Source organism: Actinospineispora eucalypti (assembly GCF_039543365.1).
In the GTDB taxonomy this organism is placed as follows: Bacteria; Actinomycetota; Actinomycetes; order Mycobacteriales; family Pseudonocardiaceae; genus Pseudonocardia; species Pseudonocardia eucalypti.
Genome location: NZ_BAABJP010000063.1, coordinates 16,818 through 36,867, shown reverse-complemented (window position 1 = coordinate 36,867; position 20,050 = coordinate 16,818). Strand labels below are relative to the sequence as shown.

The window sequence follows — 20,050 nt, the reverse complement described above, 5'->3', positions numbered from 1 at the left end:
CGTGCGCCTGGTCTCCGGCTCCGCTTTCGTTGATCTCCGGCCGGTGGGCTACCAGTACTCGTCGGTCTCCGGTGGCTGGGACGGGAACTGGTTGCTCGTGCGCGGCGAGGTCGGTCTGGACGACGGGCGCTCGTGGTCGTTCACCGATCCGTGCCTGACGACCTGGGAGGCGCGGTCGCTGGGGGAGTGGCTGCGCGCGGTGGCCGACGGCGACGTCCCGGTGACCGACGGCGAGCCGTTCGGGTTCACCGAGCCCAACCTCGCGCTTAGCCTGGCCGAGCGCTCCGATGATCGTTATACGGTCCGTATACATCTTGCACTGGGGTCGTGTCCACCGTGGCCGGTCGAGGCGCCGTACTTCCTGCCGTTGCGGCTCGGCCGGGATGAGCTGCGGCGCGGCGCCGACCACTGGGTCCGCGAGTCGGCCGCCTTCCCACCGCGCTGAGTCGGTGGGCTGAGTCGGTGGGCTGAACCGGAGTAGCGTCCGGGCACATGCTCACCGGCTTGCATGCCATCGTGTTCAGCCCGGACGCCGCCCGGGTCCGTGAGTTCTTCGCCGACGTGCTCGAACTGGACTCGGTGGACGCCGGCGGCGGCTGGCCAATCTACGCGATGCCGCCGGCCGAACTGGCGGTGCACCCCACCGACGGGCCGACCAGCCACGGGCTTTACCTGATGTGCGACGACATCGAGCGGACGCTGGCGACGCTGCGCGCGAAGGACGTGGAGGTAGTCGGCGAGGTTCGGGACGCCGGCTGGGGCCTGCTCGCCGCCATTCGCCTGCCCGACGGCAGCGAGCTGCCCATCTACGAACCCCGGCACCCCACCCCGGGCCGCTAGGCCGTGTCGACACCCGCGTGAGTGATCTCGGGACCGGCCGGACCGGTCTAGTCTGCACGCTCTGCGCAGTGGATATGGGACAGAGGTGGGCATGGACGGTCCGGCTGATACTTCGGTCGAAGCCACGGTCGCTGGTTTCATCGTCTGGTTGGCCCGGGAGCGTCGCCAGGTACCGAAGCAGGAACGTGAGCCTTGCGTGGCACACGCCGACCGGTTCCTGTACTGGTGCGCCGGCCGGCAGGTGGCGGGCGGCCCGGGGGACGAGAACGCCTATCTCGCCGAGCTGATTCGCGAGCACGAACCCGAAGCGTTCGTCGCCGAGGCGCGCACCGCGATCGCGCTGCTGCGTCAGTACCTGGCCAGCACGGCGGACTAAGTCCAGGCCGTTGGCGAGAGTGATGGTGGGTGTGCGGCCTAGGCCCCGGGCGCTCCGGTGATGGGCGCGACCTTGCCGGGAACCAGTTAAGTTAGGCTACCCTAATGATTCTGGCTCAAGGGGAGGTGTCGTGATTGACCGCAACAGGTTGAAGTTCTTCTTCGGCGGCCCGGTGCTGGAGGCCGTCAACCCTTTCCTGCCCGGCCGGCCGCACGCCCGGCTGCTGGACATGATTGATCAACGGCCGGCCGGACGGGCGTTGGAGCTGTGCGCCGGGACGGGCTATGTCGCCCGCCGGCTCGCCACCCGCCAGCCCTCGGCTGACTGCTACGCCCTGGACATCTCGCCCGAGATGCTCAACGCCGGGCAGCGCCGCGCCGCCGAGCGGGGCGTGGCCAATCTGCACTTCCTGCACCGGAGTGCCGACGACCTGCCCTTCGACGACGCGTCGCTGAACACCGTGTTCGCCGCCTTCGGGCTGCACGAGCTGCCCACCGCTGTACGGGAGAGGGCCGTCGCCGAGTCGGCGCGGGCGCTGGTCTCCGGCGGGCGCATCCTGGTGATGGACCTGGACCGGCCCGCCGGCGCGATGGGCCTGGCGGTGGACGCGTATCGGGCGGCCATGGAGCCGGCCCATGCCGCCGGGGTGTTCGGCCCCGGCATCGCCCGGCTCCTGGAGGCCAACGGGCTCGTCATCGACGCTCACCAGCCCGGCACACCGTGGACGCCGATCCAGTACATCGCCGCCAGCAAGCGGTCATGAACCCCGGCCCCGGCGGTCGCCGGCCAGCACGGTGCGAACCTCACCCAGTGCGAAGCCCAGCAGGTTGAGTCCGCGCCACCGGCGTGGGTCGTGGACGTCGGGGTTGTTCCTGCCGAGGCCGACGCCCCAGATCCGGTCACGGGGGCTGGCTTCGACCAGCACCCGGTCGCCGGTGCTCAGCAGGAACGCGCACAGGTCGTCGTGCTGGCCGAACTTGTGCCGCCCGGCGTCGACCACGATTTCGTAGCGGCGCGCCTCCCACTCCTGCTGGTCGAAGCCACTCGCCCGCCGGCCGAACGCCTTCGCTTCCTTCGGCGTTTCCGCGCCGAGGATCCGGACCGCCGCCGCGTGGTCACCGAAGTGCGTGGCCTTGCGCCACATCATGTAATGCTCGGCGGTGGCGAAGGAGTTGCCGTCCACGGAGAAGCGCGCGGGCCACCACTGGCTCAGACAACCCGGCCCGACCGACCCGTCCGGTTCGGGTGCGTGCCCGTAGAACGGCAGGTAGGTGAAGGCAGCGCCGTGCTCGACGGCGGTGATCAGCTCGGTCCTGCCGCGCATACCGACAGGGTGCCGCACGGCACCGACAGTTCCCTGGGGCGTGGTCAGTTCGGTTTCCCGGACACCGCCGCGGCGATCATGTCGGCGAGTTGCTCGCGGGTGAGCGTGGTGCGGGCGTCCGCCCGGGCGCGGTCGAGCTCGGCGTCGCGGTCCGTGAGGCGTTCCTCGGTGGCGGCTAGTGCGGTGGTCAGCCGGCCGTTCTCGCGTTCGGCGGTGGTCACGGCGGCTGCGAGTTGGTCCCGCTCGGCCTGGGTGGTGTGGAGCCGCTCGGCGAGTTGGGTTCGTTCGCGTTCGGTGTTCCCGAGGGTCGAGGCGAGGCGGTCTCGCTCGGTCCGTGCGGCGGTGGCCCGTTCGCGTTCCGCGTCGGCGGCGCGTGTTGCCTCCGCCAGTTCGGTACGCAAGGCTGCCGCGTCGGCCTCGGCGGTGGCGCGGGCGGACTGTGCGGTCTCGCGGGCGGCTTCGGCGGTGGCGCGGGCGGATTGCGCGGCCTCGGCGGCGGTCTCGGCGGCGGCGAGCCGGGCGGTCAGCTCCGCGTTGCGGCGCACGGCGTCCTCGGCTTCGGCGGCCAGCCGGTCGTGGCGGAGTTGCAGCGCGCCCAGCTGGGCGCGGACCTCGTCGCGTGCGGCTTCGGCCTGGCCACGCTGGTGTCGCTCCTCGGCGACTTCCCGCCAGGCGCGCTGCTCGGCCTCCTCGGCGGTCTTCTCGGCGGCCCGGGCGCGGCGCTCGGCCAGCTTCCGCGCCTCGACGGCTTCCTGGCGCCGCTGCTCGGCCACGCCGGCGCGGCTGATCGCGGTGTCCCGCTGGTGTTCGGCCTCTTCGGCGCCTTCGGCGGCGGCCACCGCGGCCGACTCGGCGGCGGCGATCCGTTCCAGCGCACCCACCTCCACCGCGCGCAGCGACTCCAGCAGTTCGCCGAGCTGCCCGGCCACCGCGTCCAACGCCGGCCGGGTGGCCGCCGCGACCTGCCGGTAGGCCTCCAGCGGACCGTCCAAGCCGGCCGCCCTGGCCGCCATCCGCTGCTGCTCGGCCTTCAGCTGGCAGCTCTCCCCGTCCGGCCAGATCCGGTCGCAGTACTCCTTGGGGCGGCCCCGTCCCTGGTACCGGATGGTCCGGTCGCAGCCGCTGTACCCGCATGGCCGCTCCCGCGGGATCTCACTCGCCGTCATACTTCTAACTTATCTTACTTTAGGAAAGAAGAAGTAGTTTATTTTTTAGAAAAGCAAGTATAGCTCGGACACCGTGGGACTCGGTTCGCAACGGCCGGAGAAGTGGGCAGGTGCAACCGGACGGGGTGCGGCGGGGTTCGATGGGCGTGTCACCGATGGATGTGCTGCAGGGGATGTACGCCGCCGAGGCTCGCTACCTGGCCGCCGGCGGGCCGGGCAACGCCAGCTTCGCGCCGCTCGCGCCGTTCTTCGCCGACCACGTGGTGCTGCACCAGGCGGACGGGCTGCCGTACGGCGGGGTCTGGCGCGGGCACGAGGGGATGGAACGGTTCTTCGTGGCGATGAGCCGCGCCTGGTCGGTGTTCGAGATGGTCGAGCAGCGGTTCCTGGCCCGGGACAGCCCGCTGGTCGTGCTCACCCAGGTGCACGCGCGGGCGCGGGCCACCGGTCGGGAGCTGGACTTTCCGATACTGCAGACGATCACCGTCACGGACGGGCGGATCAGCGAGGTGCGCCCGTTCTACTGGGACACCGCCGCGATCCAGCGCGCCGCCGGTGTTGGCGGTGGTGCCTTGCTCCATGGGGCGTGACCGCGGGCATGATGTCGGCCATGGCCCGCACTGCCCGTCGGATGTTCGAGCTCCTGGAACCGATCTGCCTGGTCACCTACTTCGCCGATGAATCCGGCGAGGAGCTGGCCGCACTCGGCCACCGCACCTACTGGGACGGGTACTTCGCCAGCCGCGCGGCGCCGCTGGGGCGGGTACCGGCGGAGGTCGTGCACGCGGCGTTCTACAGCTTCGCCGATGGGGAGGTCGCGCGGCACATCCCGAGCGCGTGGGAGATGGTCCCACCCGAGGTGTCCTTCGCCGCCTGGCGGCGGGGCAGCGTGGCCTCCCTGCGGCGCATCCTCGGCGACGAGGTGGCTGGCTCCCCGGGCCTGGTGCGTGCCGCCGACCTCACCGCCAAGGCCGCGACCAGCGGGCCCACCGAAGGACGGGTGATCTACGCCGGGTGGCGCACCCTCGAGGTGCCGAGTGACCCGGTCGCCCGGCTGTGGCACTCCGCGACCATGCTGCGCGAGCACCGCGGTGACGGGCACGTCGCCGCTCTGCTCGGCGCGCGCATCGGCGGCACGGAGGCCCACCTGCTCTCCGCGCTGGAGATGGGCATCCACCCGCCGGAGTCGTTCGGACGCGTCCATCACCTGCCGAAGCGGCGGCTGGCCGCGGTCATGGACGGCCTGCGCGAGCGCGGGCTGGTCGACGCCGACGGCCGGTTCACCGAGGCCGGCCGCGAGACCAAGCAGCGCATCGAAGACCTGACCGACGAGCTCGCCGCCCCGCCGTACGACGCCCTCGCCCCGGCCGAGCTGGCCGAGCTGGTCGCCGCGCTCGAACCCATCACCGCGACGCTGGTGGCGGCGGGGTCGCGGTGACGCAGGTCTAGGAGTTGCTCCGGAGGGTTCGGTAGACGGTGGGCCGGGAGATGGAGAACAGCTCGGCCAGGTCGGTGATCGAGTACTCGCCGGAGGCGTGCATCCGGCGCAGCTCGGTCTGCTGTTTGGTCGACAGCTTGGGTTGCCGGCCGCGCAGCCGGCCCTTGGCCCGCGCGACGGCCATGCCCTCGCGGGTGCGCAGGCGCAGCAGGTCGACCTCGAACTCGGCGAAGGTGGCCAGGATGTTGAAGAACATCTTGCCCATCGGGTCGGTCGGGTCGTAGACCTGCCCGCCGAGGGACAGTTTGATGCCGCGCCCGGCGAGGTCGTCGCCGATCGAGCGGGCGTCGGGCACGGAACGGGCCAAGCGGTCGAGCTTCGGCACGACCAGGGTGTCGCCGGTGCGCACGGCGGCTAGTGCCTGGTCCAGGCCGGGGCGGTTGCGGTTGGTGCCGGTGAGGCCGTGATCCAGGTACATCCGGTCATCGGGGACGCCGAGCTCGCGCAGCCGCTCGCGTTGCGCGGTCAGATCCTGCTCATCGGTGGAACACCGGGCATATCCGACCAGAACCATGATCGGAAGTGTAACGGATAGCTACCCCTCAATGAGAAACAATTCGTACCAGCTATCTGAGACGGCTCCGCCGCAGGTCGCCGGGCACGAGGGCGGGGCGCCGGTGGGTGTCCGTTTAGGGTTCCCCATACGGACAGTGCCTCGATGAGTTTCTGCCCCGGCGGTTGTCTGTCTCTGCGAGCCATTCGACGCTGCCTTGGAGGTCCTGATGGGTTCGATGACGGTCAAGGCGGGCGGGGTGACGCTCGGGGTCGAGCATTTCGGCGACCCGGCGGCGCCACTGGTGCTGCTCACCGGCGGCACGACCATGCTCTCCTGGCCCGACCCGCTCTGCGCCGCGCTCGCCCGCGGCGGTCGCCACGTCGTGCGGTACGACTTGCGCGACTCCGGCGCGTCGACCACCGTCGATCCCGATGCTCCGGCATACACGCTGCGCGATCTCGCGGGCGACGCCGCCGCGCTCGCCCGGACGTTGGACGACCGGCCGGCGCACCTGGCGGGCATCGGCGTCGGCGGGATGGTCGCCCAGGTCGCCGCGCTCGACCACCCGGACGCGTTCTCGGCCCTCACCCTCGCCGGAACCCGGCCGGTGGCCCCGGGCCCGGTCGACGACGACCTGCCCGACCATGACCCGGCGGCGATGGGCCAGCTGTTCTCCCGCTCGATGCCCGACTGGTCCGACCGCGCCGCGGTGGCGGAGTTCGCCGCCCGAGGTGCGGGGATCCTCGGTGACGACCCCACCGCCGCTCGCGTGGCCGCCGAGCGCAAGTGGGACCGCACGCCCGGCACGGAGCCCGCGGTGCAGCTGGCCAACCAGCTGGGCATGGTGTTCGCCAAGCTGGACTGCACGCCCCGCTGGCGCGAGCGCTTGGCCGAGCTGGCGATCCCGGCGCTGGTGGTGCACGGTCGCCGCGACCCGTTCTTCCCGGTCGGCAACGGGGAGGCGCTCGCGCGGGAGATCCCCGGTGCGCGGCTGCTGGTGCTCGAACGCGACGCGACGGCGATCCCGGCGGCGGCCGCTGGCGAGGTGGCGGCGGCGATGCTTTCGCTTTAAGGCCGTTTCGGAGTTGTGCGCACGCTCGGGGTCGGGCCGGGTTTCAAGATTGGCTTGGACGGGGCCGGGGCGGCTGGTCTGCCGTGGCTTGGGCGCCGCCCGTTGCGTTTCGATGGTGATCTTGGATTACATGGTCACCATGACATCGCGGCCGCCCAGCGGCCCTGAAAGCGACCACCAGTTCATGGTGACCATGAACTGGCCGTTGGCGTCGCACCATTCGTCACTCTGGTTGCACGAGGGGGGCACCATGGGGTTTGATCTTGCACCAACCCCCAGGACGTCCCTCTCGTGCAACAGAAGTGACAAACGAGCCCGCACTGCACCGAAACGCCACGGTCTGGAGCGCACCCGGCCCTCGGGCGATGATTCCGCGCGGCCCGGGCAGTCTTACCGGCATGACCCAGTTGCTGAAAGTGCAGAACTTCATGCTCTCCCGGGATGGCTTCGGCGCCGGTGAAGGTCAGTGCATGGAGCGGCCGTTCGGCCACGCCGACCCCGCCACCATGGGCGCCTGGGCGTTCGCCACGGCCAGCTGGCCCGGCCGCACCGACAACGCCGGCAGCCGGGGCCTGGACGACTTCCTCATCCGCGACTTCCACCACAACATCGGCGCGGAGATCATGGGCCGCAACAAGTTCAGCCCGCACCGCGGCCCGTGGACCGACCACGAGTGGCAGGGCTGGTGGGGTTACGAACCGCCGTTCCACACCCCGGTGTTCGTGCTCACCCACCACCCGCGCCCGTCGTTCACCTTGTCCGACACCACCTTCCACTTCGTCGACGGTGACCCGGCCAAGGTGCTCGAGCAGGCGAAGGAAGCGGCCGACGGGAAGGACGTCCGGCTCGGCGGCGGGGCCACCTCGGTCCGGCAGTTCCTGGACGCCGACCTGGTGGACACCCTGCACGTGGCGGTCCTGCCGGACTACGAGCTCGGCGCCGGGACCCGGCTGTGGGAGTCGCCCGACGAGCTGCTCGACCGGTTCCACCGCGACGTGGTGCCCAGCCCGGGCGGCGGCGTGATCCACCACCTGTACTGGCGCAAATAGGGCGACCCGAACATTCAAGTTCCTTAACGGGCGCCCCAGGGTCGAAGATCTCCTTCCGCGGTGCGGAATGGGATGGAGTCTCACCGGATGATCACGTCAACCCCACCCCGGACGCCTCAGTCGGTGAACCGGTGGTCGGTCCTGCGCGGTTGTGTCTCGGGTACCGCGATCGACGTGGCGGTCGTCTTCCTCGCCACCGAGCTGTACGAGAGCATCCTGGACGAACCGTTCGTCTCCGGCGCCCGGGCCAGTGCCTACTGGGTCGACTACCGCGACGGGTTTGTCCGTCGCGGCCTCCCGGGCGCGTTCCTGCGGCTCTTCACCGATTCGCCGACGCCGGCACAGGCCACCTGGTTCGCGGCCGGCATGTTGGTCGCCGGGGCGGTCGCGCTGCTGGTGTTGGTCATTCTGCTCGCCCGGACCGTCTCCGGGGTCGAGCCGCGGTTGCTGGTCGTCGCCGTTGCGGTGGCCTCGCCGTTCACCTTCGACCAGCTGTTGCGGATCATCGGTCGTTTCGACGGCCTCGGGTTCGCGGCCATGGCGGCGATCGCGCTGCTCTGCGTGGGCGGTGCGGCGCACCGCTCGGCCCGCGCCGTCGGCATCGGGGCACTGGTGTTGCTGGCGACCGCGACGGAGGAACTGCTGTTCGCCTTCGTGGCGCCGATCGCGGTGATAGCGCTCTTCCGCCTGGGGCGGACCGGACACCGGCTGCGGGTCGTCGGCGCGGCCGTGCTCGCCCCGGGCACCGCCGTCGCGGCACTCAGCGTGTTGCGCCGACCGTCCCGGGATGCGCTGACCAGGCTGATCACCGAGGCGAACGCCGCCGGCCTGGAGGTGAACCTGGCCAAGGAGAACACCATCTCGACGCTCGGCCAGACGGCGACCCAAGGCTTCCGGTTCTTTCTCGGCATGTCGCCGCTGACCGTGCTCACCGGTCTGATCGTGTTCGGTGGTTGTTACCTGCTCACCACGGCGATGCTGCGGACTGCGGTCGGTAGTGGCCGCCTCGGTGCGCTTGCTGTCGGGTTCGCGCTGGTCGCGGTCCTACTCAGCGCCGTTGGCAACGATTACCGACGTTGGTGGGCGCTTGCCTTCGTGGCCTTCATCGCCGCGCTCGCGATGCTCGGACGACCCGAGCGGATGCCCGCGCCATCATTCGTGCACGCGTTGCTCGCCTGTGCCGTACTCGCCTTCTCGTTGAAACTCCACGCAGAACCGATCTTTCCCAAATGGGACAAAACGGCCGACACGGGTTTCTCGGTGGAACGGCTCCACCAGCTGGACCCGACCTGGTAGCGGGTGCCGGGAACTGCTTGGTCGTCGTGCCGGCGCCGCCGCCCAACCGCCGCGCTGGTCGAGGGCGCTGCTGGATTAGGCGGCAATCGGTTGCGCTACGTTCCAGATGCGTTCGAAGCTGGCGGCGTAGGTGTCGAACATGCCCCCGTGGTCGACTCGATGCAGCTGAAGCACGGGGGCGTAGGCGGCGGCGATGCCGTGTATCTGTGTATTGATCAGCATCTGGTCGTCGGCTCTGAAGATGGAGTTGTAGAGCGCCGTGTCATGCTGGCGACCCTCGACGCCTTCGCTTTCCAGGAATGGGCGAAACAGGGCTAACGCGTTCCGGACCCGAGCGGCGACGGCGGTGCCGATGCCTTCCTCGGCACCGCGTTCGATCAGCCGGGACGAGCCGGGGTCACCGATTAGCACCCGAACCGAGACGCCGGCGTGTGCTCGTTCGGCGATCAGGCGCATTAGCTCGACGTCTTCGGCGAGGAACAGCGCGGCGTAGGCGAGAATGCCGATCTCGTGTTCGGCGCCGGCGAAGAGCTGTTGCCATGCGGCTCGGGGTACCGCGCTGCGATGGGGGTAGCTGGCCTTGATCTCGCGGTAGAGCTGGCCGCCGAGGTCGTCCGGGTCGGGCCAGAGGTCGCGCTCGTGCTGCCGTAGCAGGTCCGCGACGGCCCAGCGATGGCGCGGGTGCGGCACGCGGCCGGCGAGCCAGCGCTGCACCGTCTTCGGGTCGACGCCGAGCGCGCTGGCGACGTCGGTCTCCCGCAGCCGGGATTCGGCGAGTGCACGGCGTAGCGCGTCGTTCACGTCTCCTCCTCTGACTAGCGGGATTTCGCCACGCTAGCATAAGAAGTCCCAAGACGTCCTTAGGCGTGGTTCAGCCGCTCCGGACTCGCGGGGAGTCTTCACGGAGGCAGTCAATGAAGGAGGCAGGTGACCGGCAAGCGACCCAACTTCTTCGATGCGTTGGCCCAGCCGCTCCGCGAGAGGATCCGCTCGGGGACGCTTGCGGCGGGGGATCTGCTTCCGTCGGAGACCGAACTCGCCCGCGACGCCGGGACCAAGCGCTACTCCGTGCGCAAGGCGCTGAGTCTGCTGCGCGACGAGGGGTTGATCGAGGCGATCCCGGGCCGCGGCTGGGCCGTTGTGAGCGCGAAGCAGGCCCGCGGGGCGCTGCCCCGGTACCGGCAGATCGCCGCGGAGGTGCGCGACGCGATCGAGAGTGGACAGTTCGCGGTGGGTCTGCTCTTGCCGAGCGAGGCCGAGCTGACGGGTCGGTTCGGTGTTTCCCGGGCCACCGTTCGGCAAGCGCTCGACGTGCTGGAGCGGGACGGGTTGATCGAGACTCGTCCGGGCAAGGGCAGGTACGTCCTGCGCAACTGAACCGCGTTTCGACAGGTCCGTACCTGTCGCTAGTAGCCTTCCCGTACATGGGCAAGGTCGACCGAGCGTGCGCGCTGGCTCGATCACTGCTTGCCGAACCCCTGCCGCGCCGCTGGGCACACACGCAAGGGGTGGCGGCGACTGCCCGCCGGCTGACCGATGTCCTCGGCGAGCAGGCAGAGCTCATCGAGGCGGCCGCTTGGCTGCACGACATCGGGTACTCACCTGCCTTGGTAGAAACCGGCCTGCACGCCCTCGACGGTGCGCGCTATCTGCGTGACGTTGCGCGCGCCGAGCCGATGCTGTGCGGTCTGGTCGCGTACCACACGGGCGCCATTTATGAGGCCCAGGAACGTGGCCTCGAGTCCCAGTTGCTGGATGAGTTCGACCCGCCGCCGACGGAGCTTTCGAAGGCGCTTACCTACTGCGACATCACCACCAGTCCGGATGGTCACGACATCGACGTTCGGGAGCGTCTGGACGACGTTCTGCGGCGCTACGGTCCGGACGATCCGGTGCATCGAACGATCCGCAAGGCCCGGGATTTCTACCTCGCGAGCGTGAGAGATATCGAGGCTCGGCTGGCGTCCTGATGTAGAGGGACGTTTGGGACGTTCAGAACCGTCACGAAGAATCCACTGTGCGCGGTGTATAGGTGCTTTGCATCGTTGTCTCATCGCCACATGGCAGTAGACGAAGGGTTCGTACCCGCGCTGGTCGAGTTCATGCTCGTGTTCCCGACGGTCGTGGTGGCCACCGAGCACTCCCACCTGCGTGGACCCTTGGGCTACTGCTCCGGCTGTTCCGGCGAGCTCCGGCATGTCCAGTACCCGTGCGTTCACGTGCGGAGCGCCCGCGAGGCTCGGGAGCGTCTCGGTTGGGGCGAAGGACGTCGTTACTCGATGTAGGGCGTGCCGTCGAACACGAGGAACTGGCGAATTCGGCGTTGCTGCGCCGCGGTCATGGGCAACTCGGTGATCTCCGAACGGGCGTGCCAGGCGACTTCGAGTGACTCCTCGCTGGTGGTCATTTCACCGCCGGCCACGCGTCCGGCGAAAAGGATCGAGAATTCCTGACGGACTTCGCCGTTGCTGGTGAACTCGACGACATTGCGTGGGTTGCTGAATACCCCGATGAGGCCGGTGATCTCGCAGATGATTCCGGTTTCTTCCCTGACTTCTCGCCGAGCCGCTTCGACGGGGGTTTCGCCGACTTCCTGGGCGCCACCGGGGATTGCCCAGAAGTCGTTGTCCGAGCGTCGGATCATCAGCAGTCGCCCGGAGTCGTCGGTTACCGCGACGGAGACGCCGGGAATGATTCGGGTGGCGGTGGGCGCGTTGGGATCGTCGAAATAGTCGATGCGCCGGCCGGTCACGAGGCCGACTCTAGTGGCCTGGCGCTGGCCCAGACGGTTTCGAAACTTTCCTGGTAGAGGGCGACCATGTCGCCGCCAGGCACCTTCCGCAGGTGCATGGCCGGCGCGTTCGATCCGGCGACCCCGTACACGTGGGTGTTGACGATCAGGTCGTCGTCGGCGCGGAAGATCGATGTGTACAGGCAGGTCTCGTGAAGCCGGAACTCGATCCCGGGTACACCCCGCAACGGGCGGAGCAGTGCGAGGACGTTGCGGATTCGAGCGGCGACCACCCCGGGCCCGGTGTCTTCTTCCTGCTCCCGGAGCGCGACGGCGGGGGAGTCCGGGTTGCTGATCAAGAGTCGGACCTGGACGCCGGCTTCCGCCTTGTCCCGAAACGCCCGAACCGTGCCGGAGTCTTCGGCGATGAACAGCCCGGCCATGGTGAGCATGTCGATCTCGTGCTCGGCGCCGGCGAAGTGTTGTGCCCACACGTCGCGGGGCATTGCCCACCGGTGCGGGTAGAGCGTGATGATCTCGCCCTTGGACGCCGCCGCCACCTGGTCGCGGGGGAGCGCGTCGGGCCAGAGGTACGCCTCGTCGTGCCCGAGCAGAGCGGCGACGGCGTAGCGGTACTTCCGGTACGGCGCTCGTCCACCGACCCAGCGTTCGGCGGTCTTGACGTCCACCCGCAGGTGCTCCGCGAGGTCCGCCGGAGTGAGCCCCTTCTTCAGTAAAGCCGCACGTAGACGCTCGTTCGACAAGCCCTCACCCCTCGGGACGTCCTGGGACGGCTTGGACTCTATGGGGACGTCATCAACACGTCCAGTCAGGTGGTGATGGCGTCACCCCCTCCTCGGCGAATCTCGAACCCGTCAGCAATACCCCCGTTCGAGAGGAGCCACCAAATGATCAACGACCCGATCGACGCCAACCTCCCGGGCTGCCGCTGCGGCGCCCGTGCCACCCGCCGGTGCGGCCAGGCGCAGTGCCGCAAGTGCCGCCGCCGCGACCGCTGGCACCGCCACCAGGACGGCACCCGCCGGCACCGCCGGGGTGATCAGTGGTGAAGCGACGCACGGTCCAAGCCACCCACGGACGCAGCGGTCCGTTCTCCCGATCCCACGTGCTGGAGCTGGACGGGATCGGACTCCGGTCGGGCGACCACTACACGCGGCTGATGCCGGTGTCGGAAGCCGTAAGCGGCGCGTTCCGGCTGGCCATGCTGCCGATCCGGCTCACCGCGCTCGCCGTGCTGTGGGCGACCGCCACGCCAACGCGGCTGATCGTCACCGCCGCCATCGCCACCGTCGTCGGACTCAACCTCTGAAAGGAACCCCGCCATGAGCAGACGTACGACCGAGCGTGACTTGTGGTCGATGTCCGGCATGACTATCGCGGCGACCTCCGCCGCTGTGGCCAGCTTCTCCGGGCTGCGCGGGCTGGCGGCGGCTGCCGGATGGCCGGAGCACCTGGCGTGGCTGCTGCCGGTGACGGTGGATGCCTACGCGATGACATCGACCAGGCTGTGGCTTGCCGGCCGGGCTCGACATACGCGGACGCGCCGGTTCGCCGCCGCGAACGCGTTGGGCGCGATCGCCGGCAGCGTGGTCGGCAACGCGATCTACCACGCGTTGAGTACCGGACTGCTGACCGTGACGTGGCCGATCGTGGTCAGCGTCGGCGCCGTCCCGGCGGCGGTACTAGGCCTGATCGCCCACCTGCACGCACTGCACACCGGCGTCGATGCGCCCGAGGTCGACCTGCCGGACGTCCCAGAGGCCGGCGAACAGGCCGTACCGGAGGCCGAGAAGAGGGACGTACCGGCGCCGCGGGTCGGGGACCGGCCGGGAGCCAAGGCCCGGACCGCGCCCGGACGAGCAAACCCCACCCGCCGCCCGGCCCGAAGGCGCGCCAAGCACCGAACCGAGTCCGAACTGCTGGACGCGGCCCGCGCCGCCGACCACCGCCACCGGGTCAAGCACGGCCGGCCCATCAGCCGCGATGCCCTGCGCGCCGCCCTCAAGATCAGCGGCTCGCGCGCCACCGAACTCCGCCGGCGCCTCGCCGCGAGCGCCCCGGCGGCCCATGCTCCCGACGAGAAGGAGGTTGCCAACCAGCGATGACGAACCGACAGAAACCCCTGATCAACCTGGAGGTTGTCCAAGCCCACTTCCACCGCGCGTGCCACACCCGCCACCCGATCGATCTCTGGCACGCCACCGCGGACATCCCGGTCCTGCTCGCCGAACTGCACCGCACCCGATCCCTACTCGCCCTGACCCGGATGACCTCGGCAAACCTTCTTGCCGCCGCCCGCGCCACCCTCACCGCCGCCCGGGACGGGGACCCGGAAGCCCTGTACTACCTGGTCGACGAACTCGCCGCGCAGGGCGAACTACCACCGAACGAAGCCGACCCGGCCGACGGAGAGGAGGACCGATGAACCAGGACCACGAGTTGATCGAGTCCACCCCAGTCGTGGTCGAGGACCGCCGTCCCGAGGCGCCGCCGGACGTCGTCCCGGGCACCACGCTCGGGAGCACCGACCTGCCGCCGCGCCCGTTCGACCGGCGCCCGATAGTGCCCACCTGGATCCGTGATGCCAGGCAGCGCAAGGCGTTCGTGCGCTGGCTGGCCGCCTATGCCTGGCACACCTCGGCCTTCCACACCGTCCGGCTGCCGAAGTACCTGGCGCGCATCGTCCTGCAGGCGCCGCTCGGTGCGGGCCGGGCGATCGCGGCGCTTTTCCGATGGGTGACCGACGCCGAGGGCCGGCCGCTGCGGCTGTCCGCGATCGAGCGCGGCGACGTCACCGGATACATGTCGCTGTCGCGGCAGCGCAACAACCGGGTCCGGCTCCGGCTCACCACCACCGCGAGCCTGGCCGCGTGTGCCGTCTCCGCGCTGGGCGTCGCCGGCGTGCTCTGGCCTCGCTTGTCATGGGCCGTGCTCGCCCTGATGGTCGCGCTGGCCGGATGGCACGGGCGTCGGGAGAACCGGCCGTTCCTGGACCCGGCCGTGGTCGTGCAGCGCGCCCGCAAGCTCACGCCCGACCTGGTGACGCACGCGTTCCAGGCGGCCGGGCTGGGCAAGGAGGACAACCCGGTCACCTTCCCGCGGCCGATCTGTCGCGACGGCGACGGCTGGCTGGCGCTGGTCGACCTGCCGTACGGGAGAAAGGCCGCCGACGCGCTGAAGAAGCACCAGGACATCGCTGCCGCCTTGGACGTCGACGAGGTACAGGTGTTCCTCGATCGCATCCGGGGCGAAGGCGGATCGGCCCGGCGGGTCGCGCTTTGGGTGGCCGACGTGGACGTCTTCGCCCAGAAACCGGCCGTCACCGCGCTGGCCAAAGCGGACCAGGTGGACTTCTGGAAGGGTTTCCGGTTCGGCCAGGACGCCCGCAAACGGCCGGTACGACTGGCCATGGTGTGGTCGTCCCTACTGGTCGGCGCCATCCCTCGGATGGGCAAGACGTTCGCCGCCCGGCTGCCGGCTGCGGCGGCCGCACTCGATCCGTGGGTGCAGCTGTTCGTGTTCGACGGCAAGGGCGGCAAGGACTGGCAGCCGTTCGAACTGGTCGCGCATCGCTACGGCTCCGGCGCCCGTACAGCGGTGGTCGAGCACCTGGTGCACGTGTTGCACGAGCTGGTCGAGGACATGAACGACCGGTATGAGCGGCTGCGCGAGCTGCCCAACGACCTGTGCCCGGAGGGCAAACTCACTCCCGCCATCGCCCGGAACAAGCAGCTGGGGATGCCGCTGCGGCTGGTGTGTGTCGACGAGGTGCAGCGCTACTTGGAGCACCCCGACCACGGCAAGACGGTTCTGGAGCTGCTCACCGACTTGGTGAAGGTCGGGCCGGCGGTCGGCATCATGCTCGTGCTGGCCACCCAGAAGCCGGACGCGAAGGTGATGCCGGACAGCCTGCGCGGGCAGCTCGGCATCCGGTTCGCCATGAAGGTGATGAACTGGCAATCCTCGGACACCATCCTCGGCGCCGGCGCCTACCCCGACCTGGACGCGTCCAAGCTACTGCGCGCCCACAAGGGCGTGGGCATCCTGCTCGGCTCCGACGACGGCGCGCTGACCGAGTTCGGCGGGCAGATCATCCGCACCGACCTGATGGACCTGCCCACCCTGCAGAAGATCTGCGAACGCGGCCGAGAACTGCGGATCACCGCCGGCACCCTGTCCGGGGTCGCGGACGGCGGCGACTACATCGTCGAGCACCCGGCGCCCCGTCTGCTGGATGACGTGCTGGCCGTGTTCACCGAGGACGAGGCCCGGTTGTGGTCGGAGACGGTGATCGCTCGGCTCGCCGAGGCGAATCCGGACGCCTACGACGGCTGGAGTCCGACCGACCTGGCTACCTGTCTCAAACCCTATGGCGTCACGACCGGGCAGGTATGGGGCCAGACACCGGACGGACGAGGCGCCAACCGGCGCGGAATCAGCCGCGAAGCCGTCCTGGAAGCCCTCGCGGCCGGCTGCGATTGACCACCGCAAACCCGCTAGCGACCCGCTAGACCAAGCGCCCGGCCTGCTAGGTCTAGCGGTCGGCACTAGGCCGCTGACCAGCGCACTAGCGGTCTAGCACCGTGGTGCGCGGAAACTGCTTGGTCGCGGGGGCGGCAACATCGGAGACTGGCCGCATGCGCCGCAACATCAGCTCCGGTGGGCCGTTCGAGGACGTGTACGGGTACTGCCGGGCCGTGCGGGTGGACAACCAGGTGCACGTCGCCGGCACCACCGCCCAGCCGCCGCACCTGGACGACACCGACGCCTACGGGCAGGCCCGCGCCGCGCTGGCCATCATCGAGCGGGCGCTGCGCGAGGCCGGGTCCAGCGTCGAGGCGGTGGTGCGCACCGTCACCTACGTGACCGACATCGACGACGCCGCATTGGTGGCCAAGGCGCACCGGGAGGTCTTCGGCGAGATCCGCCCGGCGGCCACGCTGGTGGAGGTGTCGCGGCTGATCGACCCCCGGATGAAGGTGGAGATCGAGGCCTACGCGATCGACCCGAGCTGACGGTGCCCGTGCGGCCGGCGAGCGCGAACCGGATCGGAGAACGGTAACCGCACGGCCGATGAAAGACTACCGACGCGCCAGATTTCATTGGCGCGAGATTTTTGTACATTATTCCGTCAGCAAATTTCGCACAAAGAATAGTTTGCAAACCGGACTCGATTGAGTTCTGATATTCCAATGGTTCGTGTAGTGCTCGTCGAGGACAGCGCGGAGCTGAGCCGGATACTGGCGGACTTGCTGGACTCGGACCAGGAAGAGCCGCGTGAGGGTGCTCTGAGCAGGGGAATCATCCTGTTCGATATCGACAAGGCCGGGCCGGACAAGACCGGTCGGCTCGGCCGGCTGCTGGACGGCATAGAGCGGATCGCGCGGCGGACCACCGAGTCGCCGAAACAGGTCGTCGAATACATGGATGTGACGATCGACCTGGAACAGCGGACGATTCGTGCCGGCAATGAAAGGCCAAGGCTGACCGTCCGGGAATTCGAGGTACTCGCGGTGCTCGCCCGCCGGGCCGGGCACGCGGTCAGCCGTGGCGAGATCCTGGAGGACGTGTGGGGGATCGACACTCCGCGTACGTCGCGGATCCTCGCGGTGCACATGACGTCGCTGCGCGCGAAGATCAAGCGCCCGGAGCTGATCGAGACCGTGCACGGCTTCGGCTACCGGCTCAGCGCCACCTCCTCATAAGGCGTGTACCCGCATGCGTAGGCCATGCGGCCGGATGATCATGCTGACCTTGGTGGTGGGGGGCCGGACCGTCTCCAGCGTCCAGCCTGCGCATATGCCGCTGAGCGCGAGCACCAGCTCGGCGGTGCCGAACCTGTCACCGATGCACCGGCGGGCGCCGTCGCCGAACGGGAGGTAAGTGTCCCGTTCCGGCGTGGGGCGGTCCGGGTCGAAGCGTTCCGGTGCCGGGTACAGGTCCGGGCGGTGGTGGATCAGGTACGGGCTGCACACGATCGTCGTTCCGGATGGGATCGGGTGGTTGGCCAGCGTGGTCGGCTTGCTGGTTCGCCGGGTCAGCAGCCAGGTCGGCGGATAGAGGCGCAGGACTTCGGTCAGGAACCGCTGGGTGTAGCGCAGGTTCGGCAGGTCGTCGAAGGAGGGCGCCCGACCGGCCAGCACGGTTTCCGCCTCGGCGCGCAGCCGGGCCCCGGCCGCCTTGTGGTTGTCCACCAGGTAGAGGCACCAGGCCAGGGTTGTCGCCGTCGTCTCGGTGCCGGCGAGGAAGAAGGCGACCAGCATGTTGTTCAGCTCGGCATCGCCGCGCGCCGGCCCGCCGCTGGCCAGCGCGGCGAGCAGGGCACCTCGGTCGCCGGATGAAGGGCGCGCGATGGCTTCGGCGATGGTCCGCCTGGCGTGCGCGGACGCGGCTCGGAACCGGCCGTGGCCCGACCCGGGCAGCCGGCGAACCACCGGGGGCAGGATGACCTGGCGGAGCAGGTTCGACAGGATGACGGCGAGATCGTCGTGCAGCGCCCGGATCTCGCCGGGTTGCAGGCTGTCGGCGAGCAGCGTCCGGATCAGCGTTTCGGACGAGAGGATCATCGTCTCGGCGAGCACGCCGATGACCTGCCCGTCCCGCCAGGTGTCGGTGCGGGCGACGACCTGCCGGCTCATCACTCGCGCGTACTCGGGCATCCGGGAGTGATGGAAGGCCGGTTGCGCCGCCCGGCGCTTCGCCCGGTGCGTGCTGTGGGGGCAGGTGACCAGGTTGTCGCCGGCGATCTCCATGCCCCGCTCGAACAGCGGTCCGCCCTTGTCGAAGGTGCGGTCGTCGACCAGCACCTGCCGGGTGAGGTCGGGGGTGCACGCCACGATGGCCGGCTCGGCGCCCAGTTGGATCTCCACGAGATCCCCCAACGCGGGCAGCGACCGGAGGAAGCCCAGCGGTCCTGGTGAAGTTGGCGAAGGTGGCCGACGAACGGGAGCCGGTCCGGCGCTCTGGCAATCGGACTCATGGCCTGTCCCACCACCACCGGATGGACGGCAGGTCCACCGGCTCGGTGAGGTCATGGCCGTGGATTCGGCGGCTGGGCCGTTCGCACAGTGCCAGCGCCGGGGAGCCGTTGGACGTCGTGAGGTAGCGGTGGGTGGCGTGCAGTCCCCAGTCCAGGTTGCCGCGGATCTGGTGGTCCAGGCCGCGCACGTAGCGGTGCAGCGGCTGGTCGCCGTCGTCCGGGAACCGGCTCCGGTGTCGCAGGTAGCTGTACATCGCCCGGTTGCGCATCCGGATCGCCTCGGCGAGCGCGCACCGGGGGTCGAGGTCGCGGTGCCTGGCCAGCGCGCTGACCAGGTTGATGCTTTGCACCGGCCGCTCGGCCTCGCGGAAGCACGAGTAGATGTCGTTGTCCCAGGCCAAGATCACCGAGGTGATGTCCACCAGCAGGCGCACGTCCGGGCGGTCGAGTTTCTCGGCCGGGACCTCGAAGTCCCCGGCCGCCTCCATCAGCCCGATTCCGTAGCTGGACGCGCCCGCGTCGGCCGGCCGGATCAGCGTGACGGCGTCCGGGTCAGGGACGGTTTCGGCCTGCCGGTACGCGGCCGCCCAGAGCACCCCGAGCGTGAAGCCCCGGTGCAGCTCGATCCAGCGCCGATACACCGCCGGCGAGGCCAGTTCGCCGATGCTCGCACGGATCTCCCGGAACGCCTGGGCGAACGGATCGTCGGTCAGGACGGTGGAGTGCGGCGCGTCCAGCAGCCGCATCAATCGGAGGTGCCGGTCGGTCACGGTGAGCAGTGACTCGTGGGCGAGCGCCTCGACGATGTCATCCAGTACGAAGCCCCAGTAGCAGAACTTGGTGATCGTCTCCAGCGCGTGCTCGGTGCCGGTGGGGAACAGCCGGGCCACCAGTCCGCCGCAGTTGATCCGCGCCAACTTGGCCAGCGCCTGGTCGTCCGGGCACAGCCCACGGCAGCGCATCCAGTCGAGCGCGCGCCGGTCGACGAGGTCGACCGCCGGGTGCACGGCGGGGGGAATCGGGCAGTAGATCGGTGGAACGGCGGTCTCCTGGCCAGCGTCGGTGGAAACCAACCTCGCTAGGTCCACAGCTGAGTACCTTGGCACGGCGCCAGTAAGTGGTCACCCCTGAGTGGATCCTTCCACTCTTTCGAGGTTTGCCGAAACTGGCCACAGCGAGCCGCTCGACCCGCCACCATGAGA

Annotated in this window: 27 protein-coding genes; 19 read left to right on the top strand and 8 right to left on the bottom strand. The window is 69.7% G+C overall.

Going from position 1 to position 20,050, the window contains the following annotated elements; translation table 11 throughout:
• Window position 1 precedes the first annotated feature (1 nt).
• The 4 genes from ABEB12_RS39260 to ABEB12_RS39245 all read left to right on the top strand — a co-directional run bounded on the left by ABEB12_RS39260 (window position 2) and on the right by ABEB12_RS39245 (window position 1,979).
• Entirely contained in the window at window positions 2-445 is a 444-nt protein-coding gene (locus ABEB12_RS39260; protein ID WP_185063217.1) for a WapI family immunity protein, read from the top strand.
• Window positions 446-492: 47 nt separating this feature from the next.
• Window positions 493-840, top strand: a complete 348-nt coding sequence (locus tag ABEB12_RS39255) for a VOC family protein (protein ID WP_185063218.1) — start codon at window positions 493-495, stop codon at window positions 838-840.
• A gap of 196 nt (window positions 841-1,036) precedes the next feature.
• On the top strand, window positions 1,037-1,216 hold the full coding sequence (locus tag ABEB12_RS39250) for a hypothetical protein (RefSeq protein WP_185063219.1): 180 nt from the start codon (window positions 1,037-1,039) through the stop codon (window positions 1,214-1,216).
• 130 nt (window positions 1,217-1,346) lie between these two features.
• The gene (locus tag ABEB12_RS39245) at window positions 1,347-1,979 is read left to right on the top strand and encodes a methyltransferase domain-containing protein (protein WP_185063220.1); all 633 of its coding nucleotides are present in this window, start codon (window positions 1,347-1,349) and stop codon (window positions 1,977-1,979) included.
• Here the strand turns inward: ABEB12_RS39245 and ABEB12_RS39240 are convergent.
• Together ABEB12_RS39240 and ABEB12_RS39235 are read right to left on the bottom strand one after the other, a co-directional pair.
• Complete coding sequence (locus tag ABEB12_RS39240; protein WP_185063221.1) at window positions 1,974-2,540, bottom strand: NADAR domain-containing protein; 567 nt, start codon at window positions 2,538-2,540, stop codon at window positions 1,974-1,976. The genes ABEB12_RS39245 and ABEB12_RS39240 overlap by 6 nt on opposite strands.
• A gap of 44 nt (window positions 2,541-2,584) precedes the next feature.
• Window positions 2,585-3,706: a coiled-coil domain-containing protein gene (locus ABEB12_RS39235; protein ID WP_185063222.1), complete on the bottom strand. Its 1,122-nt coding sequence runs from the start codon at window positions 3,704-3,706 to the stop codon at window positions 2,585-2,587.
• 155 nt (window positions 3,707-3,861) lie between these two features.
• On the opposite strand from ABEB12_RS39235, the gene ABEB12_RS39230 reads away from it, so the two are divergent.
• Together ABEB12_RS39230 and ABEB12_RS39225 are read left to right on the top strand one after the other, a co-directional pair.
• Complete coding sequence (locus ABEB12_RS39230; RefSeq protein WP_345703531.1) at window positions 3,862-4,296, top strand: nuclear transport factor 2 family protein; 435 nt, start codon at window positions 3,862-3,864, stop codon at window positions 4,294-4,296.
• Window positions 4,297-4,307: 11 nt separating this feature from the next.
• Complete coding sequence (locus tag ABEB12_RS39225; protein WP_425572314.1) at window positions 4,308-5,144, top strand: SCO6745 family protein; 837 nt, start codon at window positions 4,308-4,310, stop codon at window positions 5,142-5,144.
• Between the two features lie 7 nt (window positions 5,145-5,151).
• On the opposite strand, the gene ABEB12_RS39220 is transcribed toward ABEB12_RS39225, so the two are convergent.
• Window positions 5,152-5,718 (bottom strand): recombinase family protein, encoded by a 567-nt coding sequence (locus ABEB12_RS39220; RefSeq protein ID WP_185063224.1) that lies wholly within the window; start codon window positions 5,716-5,718, stop codon window positions 5,152-5,154.
• Window positions 5,719-5,926: 208 nt separating this feature from the next.
• Between ABEB12_RS39220 and ABEB12_RS39215 the strand changes: the two genes are divergently transcribed.
• The 3 genes from ABEB12_RS39215 (at window position 5,927) to ABEB12_RS39205 (ending at window position 9,117) form a co-directional block, all read left to right on the top strand.
• Window positions 5,927-6,772, top strand: a complete 846-nt coding sequence (locus ABEB12_RS39215) for an alpha/beta fold hydrolase (protein ID WP_185063225.1) — start codon at window positions 5,927-5,929, stop codon at window positions 6,770-6,772.
• Window positions 6,773-7,170: 398 nt separating this feature from the next.
• Window positions 7,171-7,821: a dihydrofolate reductase family protein gene (locus tag ABEB12_RS39210; protein WP_185063226.1), complete on the top strand. Its 651-nt coding sequence runs from the start codon at window positions 7,171-7,173 to the stop codon at window positions 7,819-7,821.
• 87 nt (window positions 7,822-7,908) lie between these two features.
• Complete coding sequence (locus ABEB12_RS39205) at window positions 7,909-9,117, top strand: hypothetical protein (RefSeq protein ID WP_185063227.1); 1,209 nt, start codon at window positions 7,909-7,911, stop codon at window positions 9,115-9,117.
• A gap of 75 nt (window positions 9,118-9,192) precedes the next feature.
• Here the strand turns inward: ABEB12_RS39205 and ABEB12_RS39200 are convergent, their stop codons facing one another.
• Window positions 9,193-9,918, bottom strand: coding sequence for an XRE family transcriptional regulator (locus tag ABEB12_RS39200; RefSeq protein ID WP_185063228.1), 726 nt, complete (start codon window positions 9,916-9,918; stop codon window positions 9,193-9,195).
• 126 nt (window positions 9,919-10,044) lie between these two features.
• Between ABEB12_RS39200 and ABEB12_RS39195 the strand changes: the two genes are divergently transcribed.
• From ABEB12_RS39195 to ABEB12_RS39185, 3 genes are all read left to right on the top strand, one after another.
• Entirely contained in the window at window positions 10,045-10,494 is a 450-nt protein-coding gene (locus ABEB12_RS39195) for a GntR family transcriptional regulator (RefSeq protein WP_185063229.1), read from the top strand.
• Between the two features lie 47 nt (window positions 10,495-10,541).
• Window positions 10,542-11,087 (top strand): HD domain-containing protein, encoded by a 546-nt coding sequence (locus tag ABEB12_RS39190; protein WP_185063230.1) that lies wholly within the window; start codon window positions 10,542-10,544, stop codon window positions 11,085-11,087.
• Window positions 11,088-11,177: 90 nt separating this feature from the next.
• Window positions 11,178-11,402 (top strand): hypothetical protein, encoded by a 225-nt coding sequence (locus tag ABEB12_RS39185; RefSeq protein ID WP_185063231.1) that lies wholly within the window; start codon window positions 11,178-11,180, stop codon window positions 11,400-11,402.
• Here the strand turns inward: ABEB12_RS39185 and ABEB12_RS39180 are convergent.
• Window positions 11,390-11,869, bottom strand: a complete 480-nt coding sequence (locus ABEB12_RS39180) for an NUDIX domain-containing protein (protein ID WP_185063232.1) — start codon at window positions 11,867-11,869, stop codon at window positions 11,390-11,392. The two genes, ABEB12_RS39185 and ABEB12_RS39180, sit on opposite strands and share 13 nt — an antisense overlap.
• Complete coding sequence (locus ABEB12_RS39175; RefSeq protein WP_185063233.1) at window positions 11,866-12,612, bottom strand: DUF5919 domain-containing protein; 747 nt, start codon at window positions 12,610-12,612, stop codon at window positions 11,866-11,868. Before ABEB12_RS39175 ends, ABEB12_RS39180 begins: the two co-directional genes overlap by 4 nt.
• 144 nt (window positions 12,613-12,756) lie before the next feature.
• On the opposite strand from ABEB12_RS39175, the gene ABEB12_RS39170 reads away from it, so the two are divergent.
• The 7 genes from ABEB12_RS39170 to ABEB12_RS39140 all read left to right on the top strand — a co-directional run bounded on the left by ABEB12_RS39170 (window position 12,757) and on the right by ABEB12_RS39140 (window position 17,574).
• A complete protein-coding gene (locus tag ABEB12_RS39170) occupies window positions 12,757-12,918 on the top strand; it encodes a hypothetical protein (RefSeq protein WP_185063234.1) in 162 nt (53 codons plus the stop codon).
• A gap of 56 nt (window positions 12,919-12,974) precedes the next feature.
• Complete coding sequence (locus ABEB12_RS39165; RefSeq protein ID WP_185063235.1) at window positions 12,975-13,178, top strand: hypothetical protein; 204 nt, start codon at window positions 12,975-12,977, stop codon at window positions 13,176-13,178.
• Window positions 13,179-13,191: 13 nt separating this feature from the next.
• Window positions 13,192-13,974 (top strand): DUF2637 domain-containing protein, encoded by a 783-nt coding sequence (locus ABEB12_RS39160; protein ID WP_221498432.1) that lies wholly within the window; start codon window positions 13,192-13,194, stop codon window positions 13,972-13,974.
• Window positions 13,971-14,294 (top strand): hypothetical protein, encoded by a 324-nt coding sequence (locus tag ABEB12_RS39155; RefSeq protein WP_185063236.1) that lies wholly within the window; start codon window positions 13,971-13,973, stop codon window positions 14,292-14,294. The genes ABEB12_RS39160 and ABEB12_RS39155 overlap by 4 nt, the downstream gene beginning before the upstream one ends.
• Window positions 14,291-16,351 carry a cell division protein FtsK gene (locus ABEB12_RS39150; RefSeq protein WP_185063237.1) on the top strand — a complete coding sequence of 687 codons (2,061 nt, stop codon included), beginning with the start codon at window positions 14,291-14,293 and terminating at the stop codon, window positions 16,349-16,351. Before ABEB12_RS39155 ends, ABEB12_RS39150 begins: the two co-directional genes overlap by 4 nt.
• Window positions 16,352-16,506: 155 nt before the next feature.
• Window positions 16,507-16,884 (top strand): Rid family hydrolase, encoded by a 378-nt coding sequence (locus tag ABEB12_RS39145; protein ID WP_185063238.1) that lies wholly within the window; start codon window positions 16,507-16,509, stop codon window positions 16,882-16,884.
• 189 nt (window positions 16,885-17,073) lie between these two features.
• A complete protein-coding gene (locus ABEB12_RS39140; RefSeq protein ID WP_185063239.1) occupies window positions 17,074-17,574 on the top strand; it encodes a winged helix-turn-helix domain-containing protein in 501 nt (166 codons plus the stop codon).
• Here ABEB12_RS39140 and ABEB12_RS39135 read toward each other — a convergent pair.
• On the bottom strand, window positions 17,569-18,738 hold the full coding sequence (locus tag ABEB12_RS39135) for a cytochrome P450 (RefSeq protein ID WP_185063240.1): 1,170 nt from the start codon (window positions 18,736-18,738) through the stop codon (window positions 17,569-17,571). The genes ABEB12_RS39140 and ABEB12_RS39135 overlap by 6 nt on opposite strands.
• A gap of 106 nt (window positions 18,739-18,844) precedes the next feature.
• Window positions 18,845-19,936, bottom strand: coding sequence for a terpene synthase family protein (locus tag ABEB12_RS39130; protein WP_185063241.1), 1,092 nt, complete (start codon window positions 19,934-19,936; stop codon window positions 18,845-18,847).
• Window positions 19,937-20,050: the final 114 nt, after the last annotated feature.